General features: G+C 67.3%; 16 protein-coding genes and 1 tRNA gene. 6 read left to right on the top strand and 11 right to left on the bottom strand.

Annotation, left to right across the window (positions count from 1 at the left end; all coding sequences use genetic code 11):
- Positions 1-96 precede the first annotated feature (96 nt).
- Both ACFC4D_RS06070 and ACFC4D_RS06065 read left to right on the top strand, forming a co-directional pair.
- Positions 97-1,143 carry a DUF2330 domain-containing protein gene (locus tag ACFC4D_RS06070; protein ID WP_376061983.1) on the top strand — a complete coding sequence of 349 codons (1,047 nt, stop codon included), beginning with the start codon at positions 97-99 and terminating at the stop codon, positions 1,141-1,143.
- Between the two features lie 277 nt (positions 1,144-1,420).
- Entirely contained in the window at positions 1,421-1,723 is a 303-nt protein-coding gene (locus tag ACFC4D_RS06065; protein ID WP_375962598.1) for a DUF397 domain-containing protein, read from the top strand.
- A 1-nt stretch (position 1,724) separates the two neighbouring features.
- Here ACFC4D_RS06065 and ACFC4D_RS06060 read toward each other — a convergent pair whose 3' ends face one another.
- The 5 genes from ACFC4D_RS06060 to ACFC4D_RS06040 all read right to left on the bottom strand — a co-directional run bounded on the left by ACFC4D_RS06060 (position 1,725) and on the right by ACFC4D_RS06040 (position 6,707).
- Entirely contained in the window at positions 1,725-2,684 is a 960-nt protein-coding gene (locus ACFC4D_RS06060) for an alpha/beta hydrolase (protein ID WP_376061982.1), read from the bottom strand.
- 129 nt (positions 2,685-2,813) lie between these two features.
- Positions 2,814-3,251, bottom strand: a complete 438-nt coding sequence (locus ACFC4D_RS06055; protein WP_364641717.1) for an HIT family protein — start codon at positions 3,249-3,251, stop codon at positions 2,814-2,816.
- Positions 3,252-3,354: 103 nt separating this feature from the next.
- On the bottom strand, positions 3,355-4,776 hold the full coding sequence (gene purB / locus ACFC4D_RS06050) for an adenylosuccinate lyase (protein WP_376061981.1): 1,422 nt from the start codon (positions 4,774-4,776) through the stop codon (positions 3,355-3,357).
- 60 nt (positions 4,777-4,836) lie between these two features.
- Complete coding sequence (locus ACFC4D_RS06045) at positions 4,837-5,442, bottom strand: TetR family transcriptional regulator (protein WP_364641723.1); 606 nt, start codon at positions 5,440-5,442, stop codon at positions 4,837-4,839.
- A gap of 92 nt (positions 5,443-5,534) precedes the next feature.
- Positions 5,535-6,707, bottom strand: a complete 1,173-nt coding sequence (locus tag ACFC4D_RS06040; protein ID WP_375962591.1) for a pyridoxal phosphate-dependent aminotransferase — start codon at positions 6,705-6,707, stop codon at positions 5,535-5,537.
- 71 nt (positions 6,708-6,778) lie between these two features.
- Here ACFC4D_RS06040 and ACFC4D_RS06035 point away from each other — a divergent pair, with 71 nt between their 5' ends.
- Positions 6,779-8,014: a M23 family metallopeptidase gene (locus ACFC4D_RS06035; protein WP_376061980.1), complete on the top strand. Its 1,236-nt coding sequence runs from the start codon at positions 6,779-6,781 to the stop codon at positions 8,012-8,014.
- 76 nt (positions 8,015-8,090) lie between these two features.
- Here ACFC4D_RS06035 and purD read toward each other — a convergent pair whose 3' ends face one another.
- Positions 8,091-9,377, bottom strand: coding sequence for a phosphoribosylamine--glycine ligase (gene purD, locus ACFC4D_RS06030; protein WP_376061979.1), 1,287 nt, complete (start codon positions 9,375-9,377; stop codon positions 8,091-8,093).
- 399 nt (positions 9,378-9,776) lie between these two features.
- Between purD and ACFC4D_RS06025 the strand changes: the two genes are divergently transcribed.
- The gene (locus tag ACFC4D_RS06025) at positions 9,777-10,202 is read left to right on the top strand and encodes an HIT family protein (RefSeq protein ID WP_364641733.1); all 426 of its coding nucleotides are present in this window, start codon (positions 9,777-9,779) and stop codon (positions 10,200-10,202) included.
- Here the strand turns inward: ACFC4D_RS06025 and ACFC4D_RS06020 are convergent.
- The 5 genes from ACFC4D_RS06020 to ACFC4D_RS06000 all read right to left on the bottom strand — a co-directional run bounded on the left by ACFC4D_RS06020 (position 10,178) and on the right by ACFC4D_RS06000 (position 13,918).
- Positions 10,178-11,641 (bottom strand): sensor histidine kinase, encoded by a 1,464-nt coding sequence (locus tag ACFC4D_RS06020; protein WP_376061978.1) that lies wholly within the window; start codon positions 11,639-11,641, stop codon positions 10,178-10,180. The two genes, ACFC4D_RS06025 and ACFC4D_RS06020, sit on opposite strands and share 25 nt — an antisense overlap.
- A complete protein-coding gene (locus ACFC4D_RS06015) occupies positions 11,638-12,372 on the bottom strand; it encodes a response regulator transcription factor (protein WP_364641739.1) in 735 nt (244 codons plus the stop codon). Before ACFC4D_RS06015 ends, ACFC4D_RS06020 begins: the two co-directional genes overlap by 4 nt.
- Before the next feature lie 123 nt (positions 12,373-12,495).
- Positions 12,496-12,567: transfer RNA gene (locus tag ACFC4D_RS06010), tRNA-Thr, on the bottom strand.
- A 165-nt stretch (positions 12,568-12,732) separates the two neighbouring features.
- Positions 12,733-12,975, bottom strand: a complete 243-nt coding sequence (locus ACFC4D_RS06005; protein WP_019931522.1) for an MbtH family protein — start codon at positions 12,973-12,975, stop codon at positions 12,733-12,735.
- A 139-nt stretch (positions 12,976-13,114) separates the two neighbouring features.
- Positions 13,115-13,918: an alpha/beta hydrolase gene (locus tag ACFC4D_RS06000; protein WP_364641742.1), complete on the bottom strand. Its 804-nt coding sequence runs from the start codon at positions 13,916-13,918 to the stop codon at positions 13,115-13,117.
- 205 nt (positions 13,919-14,123) lie between these two features.
- On the opposite strand from ACFC4D_RS06000, the gene ACFC4D_RS05995 reads away from it, so the two are divergent.
- Positions 14,124-14,294, top strand: coding sequence for a hypothetical protein (locus ACFC4D_RS05995; protein ID WP_364641745.1), 171 nt, complete (start codon positions 14,124-14,126; stop codon positions 14,292-14,294).
- A 3-nt stretch (positions 14,295-14,297) separates the two neighbouring features.
- Entirely contained in the window at positions 14,298-15,782 is a 1,485-nt protein-coding gene (locus ACFC4D_RS05990) for a trehalose-6-phosphate synthase (RefSeq protein ID WP_375962578.1), read from the top strand.
- Positions 15,783-15,880 lie beyond the last annotated feature (98 nt).

The following is a 15,880-nucleotide window of genomic DNA, read 5'->3' as shown; positions in this document are numbered from 1 at the left end:
TAATCGTGCTCGCGCCGCGCCGACGAGCACGCGCGCCGCGATCGGCGAGGCGAAAAGTCCGAGGCGGGAACGGTCGCGCGTGCGTACGCTGCCCCCATGCTGTTGCGTTATGCGGCGCGCCTGCTCGCGGTGGTCGCCACCGTGGCGGGAGCGGGGGGAATGGGTTTGGCCGCACCGGCTTCCGCCTGTGCGTGCGGCGGCATCGCGACACCGGACGGTGTCACCGCCCGGGTGAACGGGGAGACCGCGCTGCTCGGCTGGGACGGGCAGCGCGAGACGATCGTCATGCGGCTCGGTCTGCAGAGTGGCGGGGACAAGGCCGCACTCATCGTCCCCACACCCGCACCGGCGACCGTGACCGCGGGCGATGCCGGAACCTTCACCGAACTCTCCCGGCTGACCGCACCCGAGTACGTCACCGACCGGGACTGGTTCAAGGCCGACAGCGGCCGGGACGGCGCGGCCATGGCCTCCGCGCCCACCGGCGGCGCACCCACGGTGCTGGATCGGGTGCAGCTCGGCCCGATCGAGGCGACCACGCTCACCGGCGGCGATATCGCCGGTATCCAACAGTGGCTGGGCGACAACGGGTATGAGATGAAACCCGAGGTGATCGCCACCATGCGACCGTATCTGGACGAGCACTGGTCATTCGTGGCCATGCGGCTCACCGGTTCGGTGACGCTCGCGGGCAATCTCGATCCGGTGCGATTGACCTTCGCGGCCGCGCATCCGGTGTATCCGATGCGGATGTCCAGCGCGGCCACCGCGCATCAACGAGTGCACCTGTACGTGCTCGGACCGCATCGGGTGCGGCGCGATGATCCGGATGCCGACGCGCAGGCGGTCGCCGTGGACTTCGCGGGCCGAATCCGCGATACCCAGGACGCGGACCTGCGGCAATTGAGCGCGAACGGACACGACTATCTGACCGAACTGTCCGTCGATATCACCGATCCCGCCCGGATCGCCCACGATTTCCGCTTCGCGGACGCCGCCGAGGACAAGGATTACCGGCAGGTCATCCACCGCTCCGAAGCGGTCGAATTCCTCGGCGTACCTGCCGGTTTCGCCCTTGTCGCGGCCGCCGCGACCGCGTTCGTACTGTTCGCTCTCCTGCTCCGGCGCGTACTGCGCCGCTGAGCTACCGCCGGCGCGTGCGCGCCGAGACCACATGGCGGGTGTGGTCATACAGATAGAAGACCGCCGCCTTGCGCCTGGCGCACTGATCGGTGGGGCAGCTTCTATGCACACTCAGGATGCTCTGGGCCAGTTCGGTATTGAATCTCTCCGGCACCACATCACAGCTGTCGGAGAGAGGAGCTGCTCGCTGTTGTGACCATGGCGTGCGCACCACATACCTCCTTCTGCAGACACAGAATGGAATATCCGATCCGACCGCTCCGCAAACACTGGCATTATGAGTGCGATCTACATCACCGACCAGTACTCGCAACGTCACCGCATCCGGGAGTCCGAAGTGGAAGCCGAGTCCATCTCATCGCCCGACACGTCCAAGAACCGTGAGATCGAGCCCGACGCCGTGTGGCGGCGCGGCGACGACAGCACCGACGGCGTCGAAATAGCGTTCCTGGCCAGCGGAAACATCGGCCTGCGGGATTCCCGCAATCCGGACGGACCGGTGCTGATCTTCACCCCCGGCGAATGGCGCGCCTTCGTCGCCGGGGCCAAGGACGGCGAATTCAACCGTCCCGGAAAGTAACTCAGGCGCCGATCGCCGGGCCGATGGTGGGCCAGGACTCGTGCAGGGTGTCCTGCCAATACGACCACGAGTGCGTGCCCACCGGGCTGTAATCCACCCGCGCCGGGATATTCATATCCTTCAGATGCGCCGCGAACGAGTTCACGCAGGCATTGACCCCGAGTTCGATCGGACCGCCGAAGAAGATGTTCTCCGGCAGCTGCGGTTTGATCTCCAGCTCATGCGGGCCGGGCAGCCCGGTGCCGGTGGACAGGTAGATGGTCTTACCGCGCAACCGCTCGGTCAGTAGCGCCGGATTGTGTGCCGCCCACGCGCCGTCGCCCGGACCGCCCCACATATTGAACGGATTGCCGCCGCGATTGGCGATGGAGAACAGGATCGCGCCCTGCGCGATGGTCAGATCCGGACAGGCGCTGTACCCGGCCACCGCGCGATACAGCTCCGGATGCCGCACGGCGAGAACAAAAGCCGCGACGCCGCCCATCGAGAGACCGCCGATGGCGTTCACCCCGTTACCGGCGAAATAGTCGTCGATGATCGGCGGAAGTTCTTGTGTCAGAAAGGTTTCCCAGCGATACCGGCCGAAACGCGGATCGTCGGCGGCCCAATCGGTGTAGTAGCTGGCCTGACCGCCCATGGGCAGCACCACATTGACGTTCTTATCGTGGAAGAAGGGTTCGGCGTCGGTGGCATTGGTCCAGGTGCTCTGGGTCGCGCCGGGATCCAGACCGTCCAGCAGGTAATAGCTGGAACGTGCGCCGCCACCGGCCGGATGCAGAACCTGCACCTGAATCGTGCGGCCCATGGCGGGCGAATCGATGAATAACGCGGAGCGGGTGGCGTTGAGATCGTCGACGCGGATCACCTGCGCCGCCCGGGCGGTTGCCGGTGGTGCGAGCACCGGACTGAGCAAACTCGCGGCAAATGCGAAAACCGCTGCGGCAATGACACTTCTACGCATGGCCCCACCTCCATCAGCCCACCACAATCGCGTTCCAACGTAACTCGAGTGCCGGTGGGCGCGAGGAATATTCGACCCATGGCGTGTCCTTGGCAAACCATTCGGTTCGCATATGGTAATGCGCTCAGGCTATGAAACACCAGGGTTTCGCTGCAATGCGCCCCGAATCGATCCCGCCAGGTAATCCAGGTCCGCACGCTGCGGAGAAGTCGCTCGCGCGCGCAGGCCGAAACCATCGCCCGGTGTCCGCGGAATCACATGCAGGTGCACGTGGAAAACCTCCTGCCCCGCCGTCACCCCGTCCGCGAGGAAGAAGTTCACGCCGTCGCAGTTCACCTCGGACTCGCGCAGCGCGGCCGCCAGCCGCTGCCCGACCTGAAAGAGCTTGCCGCCCAGCTCCGGATCCAACTCCGCCAGACTGCGCGCCGGAACCCGCGGAATCACCAGCAGATGACCGGGCGTCACGGGCCGAATATCCATGAAGGCAACAACATCCGCGTCCTCGTACACCATGCTCGAAGGCGCGGTGCCGGCGATGATTTCGGAGAAGATCGTGTACGGATTCATGCCCGGCAGCCTGCCACGCGACTACCTGACGCAGGAGGGCCCGCCCGCGAAAACACTTCGGCCCCGGTGCGCGGTGCACACCGGGGCCGAAAAACCCGCGCTGCTACAGAATCGGGGCCGGGGTGTAGCGCGCCGCCTCCGGATTGGCCGACACCAGCTTCTGCACCTGCGCGATGACCTCCGCGGTCTGCGCCTCGGCCGCGCCGATGAAGGCCGAACGATCCGCCAGCGCGGCATCCAGGGCCGCGCGATCCAGCGGCATCCGGTCATCGGCGGCCAGACGGTCCAGCAGATCGGGCTCCTGGCCCTTTTCCCGCATCGCCAGGGCCACGGCCACCGCGTGCTCCTTGATGACCTCGTGCGCGGTCTCCCGGCCCACACCGGCCCGCACGGCGGCGATCAGCAGGCGGGTGGTGGCCAGGAACGGCAGATAGCGGTTCAGCTCGCGATCGATGACCGCCGGGTACGCGCCGAATTCGGCCAGGATGGTCAGGAAGGTCTCCATCATGCCGTCGACGGCGAAGAACGCGTCCGGCAGCGCGACGCGGCGCACCACCGAGCAGAACACATCGCCCTCGTTCCACTGCGCGCCCGCCAGCTCGGCGGCCATGGAACCGTAACCGCGCAGGATCACCTGCAGGCCGTTCACGCGCTCCGCCGAGCGGGTGTTCATCTTGTGCGGCATGGCCGACGAGCCGACCTGGCCCTTCTGGAAGCCCTCGGTCACCAGTTCGTGCCCGGCCATCAGGCGGATGGTGTGCGCGAAAGACGAAGGGCCCGCACCGATCTGGACCAGCGTGGAGAGCACATCGTGATCCAGCGAGCGCGGGTACACCTGGCCGACGCTGGTGAAGACGTTCTTGAAACCGAGGTGATGCGCCACCTTCTGCTCCAGCTGCGCGAGCTTGCCCGCATCGCCGTCGAGCAGATCCAGCATGTCCTGGGCGGTGCCCATCGGGCCCTTGATACCGCGCAGCGGGTAGCGGTCGATCAGCTCACGCAGGCGGGTCAGCGCGATCAGCAGCTCATCGGCCGCAGAGGCGAACCGCTTGCCGAGGGTGGTGGCCTGCGCGGCGACATTGTGCGAACGACCGGCCATGACCAGCGACTGATATTCGGCGGCCCGCTCGGCCAGCCGGGCGGCGATGGCGACACCGTGCGCGTACACGTGCTCGAGCGAGAGCCGGATCTGCAACTGCTCGACATTCTCGGTGAGATCGCGCGAGGTCATGCCCTTGTGCACGTGCTCATGCCCGGCGAGCGCGTTGAACTCCTCGATGCGGGCCTTCACATCGTGCCGAGTGACCCGCTCGCGCTCGGCGATCGAGGCCAGATCGACCTGATCGACCACGCGCTCGTAATCCTCGACCACCCCGGCGGGCACATCGATGCCCAGCTCGGTCTGCGCCCGCAGCACCTCCAGCCACAGCCGCCGCTCCAGCACGATCTTGTTCTCCGGCGACCACAGCCGCACGAGATCAGGACTGGCATAGCGGGTGGCGAGGACGTTCGGCACAAGAGTCACGTGAACAAATTTTACGGGCTGGCTGCGGAGACATTCGCCGCAGCATGGCCCAGGGCCGGATTACGTAGGCGGAGCGACGATATCGATCACTTCGAGCAGTGCGGCGCGGGCCATGCGGCGGGGTTGCGGGTCGGCTTCGCCGAGGGCGGTCACCACCGCGCCGTCGACTACCGCGACGAGTCGACGGGCCTGCTCGGGCCGGACTATGCGGTCGGAGCGGCGTAGGACGTCGGCGAGCAGATCATCGAGCTGGGCGCGTAGTCGGAGTTGGACCTCGCGTAGCTCAGGATGGCGGGCCGAGGCCACCGAACGCTCGTAGCGGGCGATGAGCTGGCCGCGGGCATCGGCATCGGCGTGCTCGGAGCCGATGAGCAGATCCAGCACCAGATCCACGGTCGCGTCCGCGCCGCGGCGGCGGTGGGTCACCTCGCCGACCCGGCGGCGCATGGCATCCAATTCGGCATTGCCGGAGAACTCGACCGCGCGCGCGATCAGATCCTCCAGGGATTCGAAGTAGTACGTGGTGGACGCGAGCGGCAGTTCCGCGCGCGTGGCCACCGAGCGATGCCGAACCGCCTCGAAGCCGCCTTCGAGCAGTAGCTCGGCGGCGGCGCAAACCAGCGCTTGGCGACGCCTTTCGCCTTTCGGAGTCGTCGCAGTGGTCACGGATGCAATCGTGCCAGTCCTCATAGGTTCATCTGTGCCGAATCTGTGCGATCTGTGGTGATTCCCTAGGAACGGCGCTCCCGGAGGTCCGTTCAGGCCAGATAGCGTCCCAACCGGTCGAGTGCTTCTTCGATATCGGCGCCCGCGCCCGCGAATGAGAACCGCACGGTATGAACACCGTTCACGGTGTCGAAGTCGATGCCGGGGGCCAGCGCGACACCCGTCCGGTCGAGCACCTCCGAACACCAGCGCATCGAATCATCGGTCAGATGCGCGATATTCGCGTACGCGTAGAACGCGCCGTCCGCTGGAGCCAGTTCGGTGATGCCCAGCTTCGGCAGACCCGACAGCAGCAGTTGGCGATTCGCGGCATAGCGGGCGACATGACCGTCGAGTTCGGCCTTGGCCTCCGCGCCGAACGCGTGCACGGCCGCGTACTGGGAGATAGCGGGCGGGCAGACGGTCATATTCGAGGCGAGGCGTTGCAGCGCCGGGCGCATACCCTCGGGGACCAGCATCCAGCCGAGCCGCCAGCCGGTCATGGAGAAGTATTTGGAGACCGAGCCGATGACGATGGACTCGCGCGAGGTCTCCCAGGCCGAGGAGGTCGGCTCGGTGCTGGTGGACAACTCCGTGTCGTAGACGATGCCGTGATAGATCTCGTCCGAGATGAGCAGCGTGCCGTGGTCATCGCACCAGCGTGCGAGCGCGGCCAATTCGGCGGGCGCGATCATGGTTCCGGTCGGATTGGCCGGGCTCGCCACGATCAACCCCGCGGGCGGTTCGGGCAGCGCCTCCAGCATGGCGACGGTCGGCTGGAATCGGGTCTCGGGACCGCAATCCAGTTCGATCACATCGCAACCCAAGGCGGTGAGGGTGTTCCGGTACGCCGGATAGCCCGGGCGGGCCACCACGACCGTGTCCCCCGCATCGAAGGCCGCGAGGAAAATCAGCGTGAAAGCACCGGACGACCCGGTCGTCACCACCACGTCATCGGCGCTCACGGCGACCCCGTAGGTGTCCCGGTGATGCGCCGCGATGGCCTCGCGCAACGGCAGAATCCCGAATGTCTCGGTATAACCCAGCAATTCGGAATTCAGGGCCTGTTCGGTCGCCCGCAAAACCGCGCGCGGAGCGGGGGTTGACGGCTGTCCGGCCGCCAGCACCAGCACATCCCCGTGAGTTCTGGCTCGTTCAGCTGCTGCCTTCCAGACATCCATCACGTAGAAAGGTGGAATGGTCGACCGGCGAGATTCGATACGCACTCGACAGACGGTAGAGCACCCGCTCCCCCGCCTGTCCCGCAATGGCCGCCGGAATGCCTGAGGAGGAGCGTATGCAGGGGGGACCGACCACCACCGAGGAGGACTCGGCGGCACACCACCCCGCCGGTTCACCCCCGGCAACCGACAAAACAGACATCACCGAGGCGAGCCCCCAGGCACCCGAGGCGGCGAGCCCAGTCGAGCGAAACGGCCAATCCGAGGCAGGTGCCGAGGAATCCGACGCCGAACCAGACCTGGCGGAGCACGCCGAGGGCGCGGGTGAGCGCGAATTCCGGGCCGGGGTGGACAGTTTCATGCCGGGGGTGCGGATGCGGCTCGATACCCCCGGGCGCGGTACGGCGTTCGTACGCGCGGGCGTGGCTCGCGGGGTGCGGGCCGGAGCGCAGGGGGCGGCCCGGGTTCGCGAGCAGGTGCCGGTGGTTCGTGAGCAGGCGGCCGAAGTCTGGGGGCGGCGGCCGCGATCGCGGGCCGAGTTCGATGAGCTGGTGGAGCGGGGTAGAGGCGAGGTCCGGCGGCAGGCGCCGGTGGCTCGGGCCTGGGCGATCAAGCATCGGGTGCTGATCGGCGGGGTGGTCGCGGTGCTGGTGTTCGCGGCGGCGGACAGCGGGATCGGGTTGGTCTCGTATGACACGGCGGTGGAACCCGGTGTGGCGCTGCGGGTTCCGGTGGCGAACCCGCTACAGGTGCATACCGCGGCGGAATCGGCCAAGCGATATCTCGATGCCATCAACAGCGGCGAACGGCTGCGTGAGTCGGCGGTGGTGGCCGCCGCCGCACGAGCGACCCTGGACCGCGCCAAGGCCGAGGCCGCCGCGGCGGTCGCCGGGGAACAGCAGCCGTGGATCACCGGGCCCGCACCGCAGGGCACACTGCCGCCCGGATTCGTGATGCCGAGCATCGGCGGATTCGTCCTGCCCGCCGTGGGCGCGTTCACCTCCGGCTTCGGGGCGCGCTGGGGCACCTTCCACGCGGGCATCGATATCGCCGCACCGCTGGGCTCACCGATCTACGCGGTGGCGGCGGGCACAGTCATCGACGCCGGTCCCGCACAGGGCTTCGGCCTCTGGGTGCGCATCCGGCACGACGACGGCAGCATCTCGGTGTACGGCCACATGTACGACTTCTTCGTCTCGGTCGGCGAACGCGTCCCGGCGGGCATGCAGATCGCCCGCATCGGCAACCGCGGCGACTCCACCGGCCCACACCTGCACTTCGAGATCACCATCAACGGCCAGCACGTCGACCCCCAAACCTGGCTCGCCCAACGCGGCATCTCCCTGAACTGACCCGGGCCCGAAACGAAACTCGCTCCCTTGCGAAACCGCAAGGGAGCGAGGAGATGTCGTGTGCTCAGTCGGTTACTCAGACCGCCGGTTCGGGAACCGTGATCCGGCCTTCGACCGCGGCGAGGGCGATATCGGTGCGGAAGTGGCCGCCGGGGAGCTTGATTCCGGCGAGGCGGTCGTAGGCGTTCTTGCGGGCCTCGGACAGGTCCGCGCCCTGGCCGACAATGGAGAGCACGCGGCCGCCGGCGGAGACGATCGAACCGTCTTCGCGCAGTGCGGTTCCCGCGTGCAGGACCTCGGAAGTGGTTCCGGTGCCGGAGGATTCGGCGCCGGTGATGACATCGCCGGAGCGCGGGCGGCCCGGGTAGTTCTCGGCGGCGAGCACGACGGTGACGGCCGCGCCGTCCTTCCAGCGCGGCGCGGCGACCTCGCCGAGGGTGCCGGTGGCCGTGGCGAACAGCAGTTCGCCGAGCGGGCTGTCCAGCATGGTCAGCACGGCCTGGGTCTCGGGATCGCCGAAGCGGCAATTGAATTCGATGACGGCGGGTCCGGCCGAACCGACGGCGAGTCCGGCGTACAGCAGGCCACTGAACGGCACCCCGCGCCGAACCATTTCGGCCGCAACGGGTTTCACCACGTCATCGACGATGGCCTGCAACGTCTCATCGCTCAGCCACGGCAGCGGCGTGTACGCGCCCATACCGCCGGTGTTCGGCCCGGTGTCCCCGTCGCCGACCCGCTTGTGATCCTGCGCGGGCAGCAGCGGCACCACGTTCTCGCCGTCGACCAGGCAGAACAGCGATACCTCGGGCCCGTCCAGGAAGGACTCCAGCAGTACCGGATGCCCGTTCTCCAGCAGTTCGGCCCCGTGCTCGCGGGCGACGGACCGATCGGCGGTCACCACCACGCCCTTGCCCGCGGCCAGCCCGTCATCCTTGACGACCCAGGTCGGCCCGAATCGATCCAGCGCGGCGTCCAGCTCACCCGGATGATCGACGATCTCGCTGTGCGCGGTGCGCACACCGGCCGCGTTCATCACATCCTTGGCGAACGCCTTGGACCCTTCGATCCGCGCGGCGGCCGCGGACGGCCCGAAGGCCGGAATCCCGGCGGCCCGCACCGCGTCGGCGACGCCGAGCACCAGCGGCACCTCGGGCCCGATCACCACCAGATCCGCGTTCAGCTCCCGCGCGAGCGCGGCCACCTCTTCCCCCGAACTGGGGTCGACGGACCGCACATCCACATGCTGGGCGATGCCCGCGTTCCCGGGCGCGACCGCCACCGCGGTCACCGCCGGGTCCCGGCGCAGGGCCAGGGCGAGGGCATGTTCACGGGCTCCGGAACCGATGACGAGTACGCGCACGGCAGACAGCTTAAAGCGTCCCCGCCGACCACCACCGCCCGGTTCACGCACGATGCGCCCGACGTTCGCCCGCAGTACGCAATAGCGTCCCCGGCGACCATGAGCTAACACCGGCGGGGTGCACCGCGACGTCAGCCCGCACCCCGCGCGGCCGCAGCAGTCGAGTCATTCGCAGATCAGGCTCGCGGGAGATCATTCGTGCGCCACAGCGGCATCGGAAGCCGGTCCATTCGCATTGCCGCGCCCGGCCCCATTCGCACGTCAACCAGCGAACTCAGGTGCGGGCCCGACGCCAAGCCTCCGAAGTCGCGCGGCGGTCGGGGTGCACGCGGGCCGGAGTGCGGCCGGGCGGCCGGAGCGCGCGGGCGCCGGTCACCGGGCGCGCGTAATCTGCCGGGCATGGCTTCTGTTTTCTCATTGATCATCGAAGGTCAGCTGCCGGGCCGATTCGTCTGGGAGGACGATGAATTCGTCGCCTTCCTCACCATCGCGCCGGTGACGCAGGGGCACACGCTGGTGGTGCCGCGCAAGGAGATCGACCAGTGGCAGGACCTGGATCCGGAGACCATGTCGCGGATGACGGGCGTCGCGCAGAAGATCGGCCGGGCGGTGCGGGCGGCGTGGGACGCCCCGCGCGCGGGTCTGCTGATCGCCGGGCTGGAGGTGCCGCATCTGCACCTGCACGTGTTCCCGGCGTTCGAACTGGGCGATTTCGATATCACCGCCGCCGATCCGGAGCCGAGCAAGGAATCCCTGGACGAGGCGCAGGCCAAGATCAAGCAGGCGCTGCGCGATCTGGGCTACAGCGCCAATGTCCCGGACTGACCGGTTCGCGGCAGTCGCACGCTGAAGGTCGTCCCTGCACCCTGCGCACTGGTCACCGACACCTCGCCACCGTGCGCGGTGACCAGTGCCTGCACGATCGAGAGCCCCAATCCGGTGCCGCCGCTGACCCGGCTGCGTGAGCTGTCGGTGCGATAGAAGCGTTCGAACACCCGCTCGGCCTGTTCCGGCGCGAGCCCCGGCCCGGTATCGGCCACCTCCAGCAGCACATCGTCCTCGCCGGGCGTGAGCCGTACGGTCACCGCGGCCTCGGGCGGAGTGTGCACGAGCGCGTTGTTGAGCAGGTTGCCCAGGATCTGACGCAACCGGGTCTCATCCCCCTCGATCTCCAATGTGCCCGAGCCGGAACGAATTTCCAGATCGATGGACCGCACCGGCCCGTCTCCCTGCTGCACTGCGGCCAGCGCGCGGGCATTGTGCACCGCATCGCTGGCCAGCGTCAGCAGATCCACCGGCCGCCGTTCCACCGGCCGCTGCGCGTCCAGCCGGGCCAGCATGAGCAGATCCTCGACCAGCAACCCCATCCGCTTGGACTCGCGTTCGATGCGATCCATCAGCATTTCGGGTTCGGTGATCGCGCCCTGCCGATACAGCTCGGAGAAGCCCTTGATGGTGGTCAGCGGTGTGCGCAGTTCATGGCTGGCGTCGGCGACGAACTGCCGCATCTTGGCCTCGGAGCGCAGCGCGGCCTCCTCCGACGCCTCGGTGGCGGCGAACGCCTGCTGAATCTGGGTGAGCATGGTGTTCAGCGACCGCGACAGCCGATCCACCTCGGTATCGTTGCCGCGCACCGGAACTCGCTGATGCAGATCACCGCCCGCGATGGCGGCGGCGGTCTGTTCGACCTGTTCGAGCGGTCGCAGACTGCGCCGCACCACCACTCGCGCGACGAACGCGAGCGCGGCCAGGACGAGCGCGCCGATCACGGCCTGCAACAGGATCAGCCGGTCCAGAATGGTGCGGGTCTGATCCATCCGCAGTCCGACCGTGCTGGTGCCGTTCTGGTTGACGATGCGCAGCACCCGCCACTTCTCCGACGAGTCGCCGACCGAGCCGACGGTGACCGCATGCCTGCCCAGACCGTCCGGTATCGCGGGCTGTCCGGTGCCGACATCCAGGTGCAGGGTGAGCTTCCCGGTCGAATCCTGTACGCGCACATAGAGCAGATCGGCCGGGCGCTCCCGGCCCGCGGGCGGCGCGGGCAGCGTTTCGGGCCGATTCGCACCGGGCGAGGCCCAGCTGTGCGCGGCCTCGCTCAATTGCCGGTCGATGCGGTCGATGAGCACATTGCGCATGAGCGTGGTCACCGCGATTCCGGAGACCAGCAGGCCGATTCCGGCGAGCGACACCAGCGCCAGGGCGAGGGTGGTCCGCAGCGGTATCGCGGCGAGCCGATCCGACAACCGGGCGCGTGGGCTCACTTCGCGGCCGACCGGCGATGCGGCTCCCGCATGACGTAGCCGACCCCGCGCAGGGTGTGGATGAGCCGATCCGGTCCGGTGTCGACCTTCTTGCGCAGGTACGACACGTAGGTCTCCACCACGCCCACCTCACCGCCGAAGTCGTAGCGCCACACGTGATCCAGGATCCGCGGCTTGCTCAGCACGGTTCCGGCATTGACCATGAAATACCGCAGCAGCGTGAATTCGGTGGGCGACAACGGCACCGGATCCCCCGCCTTCCACACCTCGTGCGTGTCATCGTCGAGTTCGATATCGGCGAACCGCAACCGAGAGGATTTGGTCTCCGGCGCGGCTCGCCCGGCCCGCCGCAGGATGACCCGCAGCCGCGCTACCACTTCCTCGAGGCTGAACGGCTTGGTCACGTAATCGTCTGCGCCCAAGGTCAATCCGGTGATCTTGTCCTCGACCTCGTCCCGCGCGGTCAGGAACAGCACGGGTGCGTCGATCCCGTCCGCCCGCAGCCGCCGCAGCAGTCCGAAGCCATCCATACCGGGCATCATCACATCGACGATGAGCGCGTCCGGCCGGAACACCCGGGCCCGATCCAGCCCCTCGGTGCCGCTCCCGGCGCTCGCCACCTCGAACCCCTGATACCGCAGACTCACCGACAGCAGCTCGACGATCATCGGCTCATCATCGACGACCAGCACTCTGGCTTCGGCTTCGCGGTTCCCGGGCACACCTGTCATGACCTCATACTGCTGCCCGGGCCCGCGAGTTCGCTGTACCAACCCTGGGAGTTTCCTGGGAGCGATTCGCGAGCCGAAAAAAGCCGCCTCCCCGGGACCGAAGTCGCGGAGAGGCGGCAATCGAGCCCCCTGTCAGGATTGAACTGACGACCTTTCGCTTACAAGGCGAGTGCTCTACCACTGAGCTAAGGAGGCGGAAGGCGGTGCCCATCATAACCAGGTGGGCCGGCTGCGCGGAAAAAGCCGGTCACCCGGTTGAGCGATACCTCATGGAGCTGCACCGAATACGACCGTGGCGCTTGTGGCGCCACAGGCCGCATTCAGGACGTTCCTGTGCAGTACCGGGTCAACCGCTCGATGTCAGGACTGCGCCGCCTGACGTGCCGCATCATCGGCGGCCATGGCATCGCGCAGGCTCTTGGGACGCATATCCGTCCAGTTCTTCTCGACGTATTCGACGCACGCGGCGCGCGAATCCTCACCGAACACGACCCGCCACCCCGCCGGAACCTCGGCGAAGGCCGGCCACAGGGAGTGCTGTTCCTCATCGTTGACCAGGACGAAGAACCGGCCGTCTTCGTCGTCGAAAGGATTGGTGCTCATTTCACCTCACTGGATACTGGCGCTTGTACAGGAACGCTGACGGATCATCTTGGCACTGGGTTGGCACCACAGCGCAAGGACGAGCCCCCGACGTTGATTCGACCCTAGCAAGGGTCGCGTTACGGCTGGGCGGTTACCTTCAGCCCGCGAAGAATTCCAGCAGGATCTTGTTCACGGCCTCGGGTCGTTCCAGGTAGCCGAAGTGCCCGGCGTCCGGGATCTCCTGATAGCGGGCGCCCGGAATGGCCTCCGCGACCTCGCGGGACAGGTACGGCGGGATCATCCGATCGTCCGCGAAGCCGACCGACAGGCAGGGCACGGTGATACCCCGATAGGCGGCGGTGCGGTCGAAATCATGGTCCATGCGGCGCTGGGCGCGCACACCGGGGGTGGCCGGGCCGCCGGTGAATTCGAACAGGTCGAGCCAGTCCCGGGCGGCGTGGGTGTCGGCGAGGGTGGCCGGGGACAGGTTCATCAGGGCGGTGATGGCGGCCTCGTATTTGGCGGGCAGCCGCACCCCGGAGGCGTCGAGCTCGTGTTCGCCCAGCGAGAGGGTCTTCTGCAGCTGGTCCAGGCGGGCGTGCCCGGCCATGAAAACGGCCTTGCGCACCAGGTCGGGGCGGGCGAGGGCGAGTTCCTGGGCGACGCGCGCGCCCATGGAGGTGCCGACCACCAATGCCGGTCCCTCACCGAGGAATTCGATGAGCCCGGCGGTATCGCGCACCAGTTCGTCGATGGTCATGCCCTGGGCGGCCTCGTAGGACGGCGCGATGCCGCGATTGTCGAAGGTGCACACCCGGTAACCGGCCGCGACCAGCGCGGGCACCTGGTGCAGTTCCCACACGCGACCGCCGCTGCCCGTACCCATGATCATGACGACCAGCGGTCCGGACCCCTTGACCTGGTAGTTCAGCGAGATTCCGTGCACCGTGGCCAACGGCATTACTACGACCCCTTCATCAAAATTGCGCAACAGTTCCTGTCACCACCGTAAGGCAGGGCGATCTGCCCGGACGGTCCGCAGGTGAATCGTCCGTAATGCGTATTGCGTTTCGGGCTCGCTGTACACGCAGGACAGGGATCGTCCCAGCGCTCCGGATAGGATGGGGTCCTCGCAAGCTGAGCAGACTCCCCGAGAGGACATGATTATGGCCGCGAAGAGCAGCGCAAACGACATCGCGGACGACGATCTGGAACCACTCGCCGACGAAACAGCCCGTCAGGCACAGCGTGTCGTTGCCGCGTACGCCACCGACGCCGATGAATGCCGCATGTTGCTGTCGATGCTGGGCATCGGTCCCCTTACGCGGAGCGAATGAGAAGTGAACCCGGATAGCGCCGGTTCAGGTTTCGTCGTCGTCGCCAATCGGCTCCCGGTCGACCTCGAGAAACTGCCGGACGGCACCACCCGCTGGAAGCGCAGCCCCGGCGGTCTGGTGACCGCTCTGGAGCCGGTGCTGCGAAACAACAAGGGCGCCTGGGTCGGCTGGGCCGGCGTACCCGATGTGGAACTCGATCCGATCGTCGAAGACGGTCTGGAACTGCATCCGGTACCGCTGTCCTCCGATGAGGTCGCCGACTACTACGAGGGTTTCTCCAACGCCACGCTGTGGCCGCTGTACCACGATGTGATCGTGCGCCCGGTCTACGACCGGAATTGGTGGCAGGCGTATGTGCAGGTGAATCGGCGTTTCGCCGAGTACACCGCGAAGGTGGCCGCCGAGGGCGCGACGGTGTGGGTGCAGGACTACCAGTTGCAGCTGGTGCCCAAGATGCTGCGCATGCTGCGCCCGGACCTGACCATCGGCTTCTTCCTGCACATTCCGTTCCCGCCGGTCGAGCTGTTCATGCAGATGCCTTGGCGCACAGAGATTGTCGAGGGTCTGCTGGGCGCGGACCTGATCGGCTTCCATCTGCCGGGCGGAGCGCAGAACTTCCTGTACCTGGCCAGAAGGCTTGCCGGACAGCCGACTTCACGCGGTAACGTGGGTGTGCGCTCGAAACTCGGTGTGGTGCAGGTGGGTTTCCGCACCGTGCGCGTCGGCGCGTTCCCGATCTCCATCACCTCCACGGAATTGGACGAGTATTCGCGCCGCCGCAATGTGCGCGAACGAGCGTCGAAAATCCGTGCGGAGCTCGGTAATCCGAAAACCATCCTGCTGGGCGTCGACCGCCTGGACTACACCAAGGGCATCGATATCCGGCTCGCGGCGCTCGAGGAGCTGCTGCACGAGGGCCGCATCGATCCCGCCGATACGGTGATGGTGCAGCTGGCCACACCGAGCCGCGAACGGGTGGATTCCTATATCCAGATGCGCGGCGATATCGAACGCCAGGTGGGCCGGATCAACGGCGAATACGCCCGGGTGGGCTACCCGGTGGTGCACTACCTGCACCGCCCCATCCCACGCGAGGAACTCGTCTCCTTCTTCGTGGCCGCCGACGTCATGGTGGTCACCCCGCTGCGCGACGGCATGAACCTGGTCGCCAAGGAGTACGTGGCCTGCCAGGGCGGCCTCAACGGCGCCCTGGTGCTGAGCGAATTCACCGGTGCAGCAGCCGAATTGCGCCAGTCCTACCTGTGCAACCCGCACGACCTGGAAAGCGTCAAGGAAGCCCTGCTCGCGGCCATCGAGGACGACCGCGACACCCGCCGCCGCCGCATGCGCTCACTGCGCCGCCAGGTCCTCACCCACGACGTGGACCGCTGGGCCCGCGCCTTCCTGGACGCCCTGGCCCAGGATCGGGTAGCGGGCAGCGCCCTGCTCACCGATGACGACGTGGACCCGGGCGTGAGCCGGGGTTGATCCCCGGAATGCCCTGTGGCCCGGTCCTTCTCGCGAAGGACCGGGCCACAGTCGTCTCTGCCGGATGACGGCTGAATTATGTACCGCTCAGCTGAAAC

It is taken from the genome of Nocardia sp. NPDC056000, assembly GCF_042269265.1.
Classification (GTDB): Bacteria; Actinomycetota; Actinomycetes; order Mycobacteriales; family Mycobacteriaceae; genus Nocardia.
The sequence above is the reverse complement of the archived record's forward strand: the minus strand, read 5'-3'. Positions and strand labels throughout refer to the sequence as shown.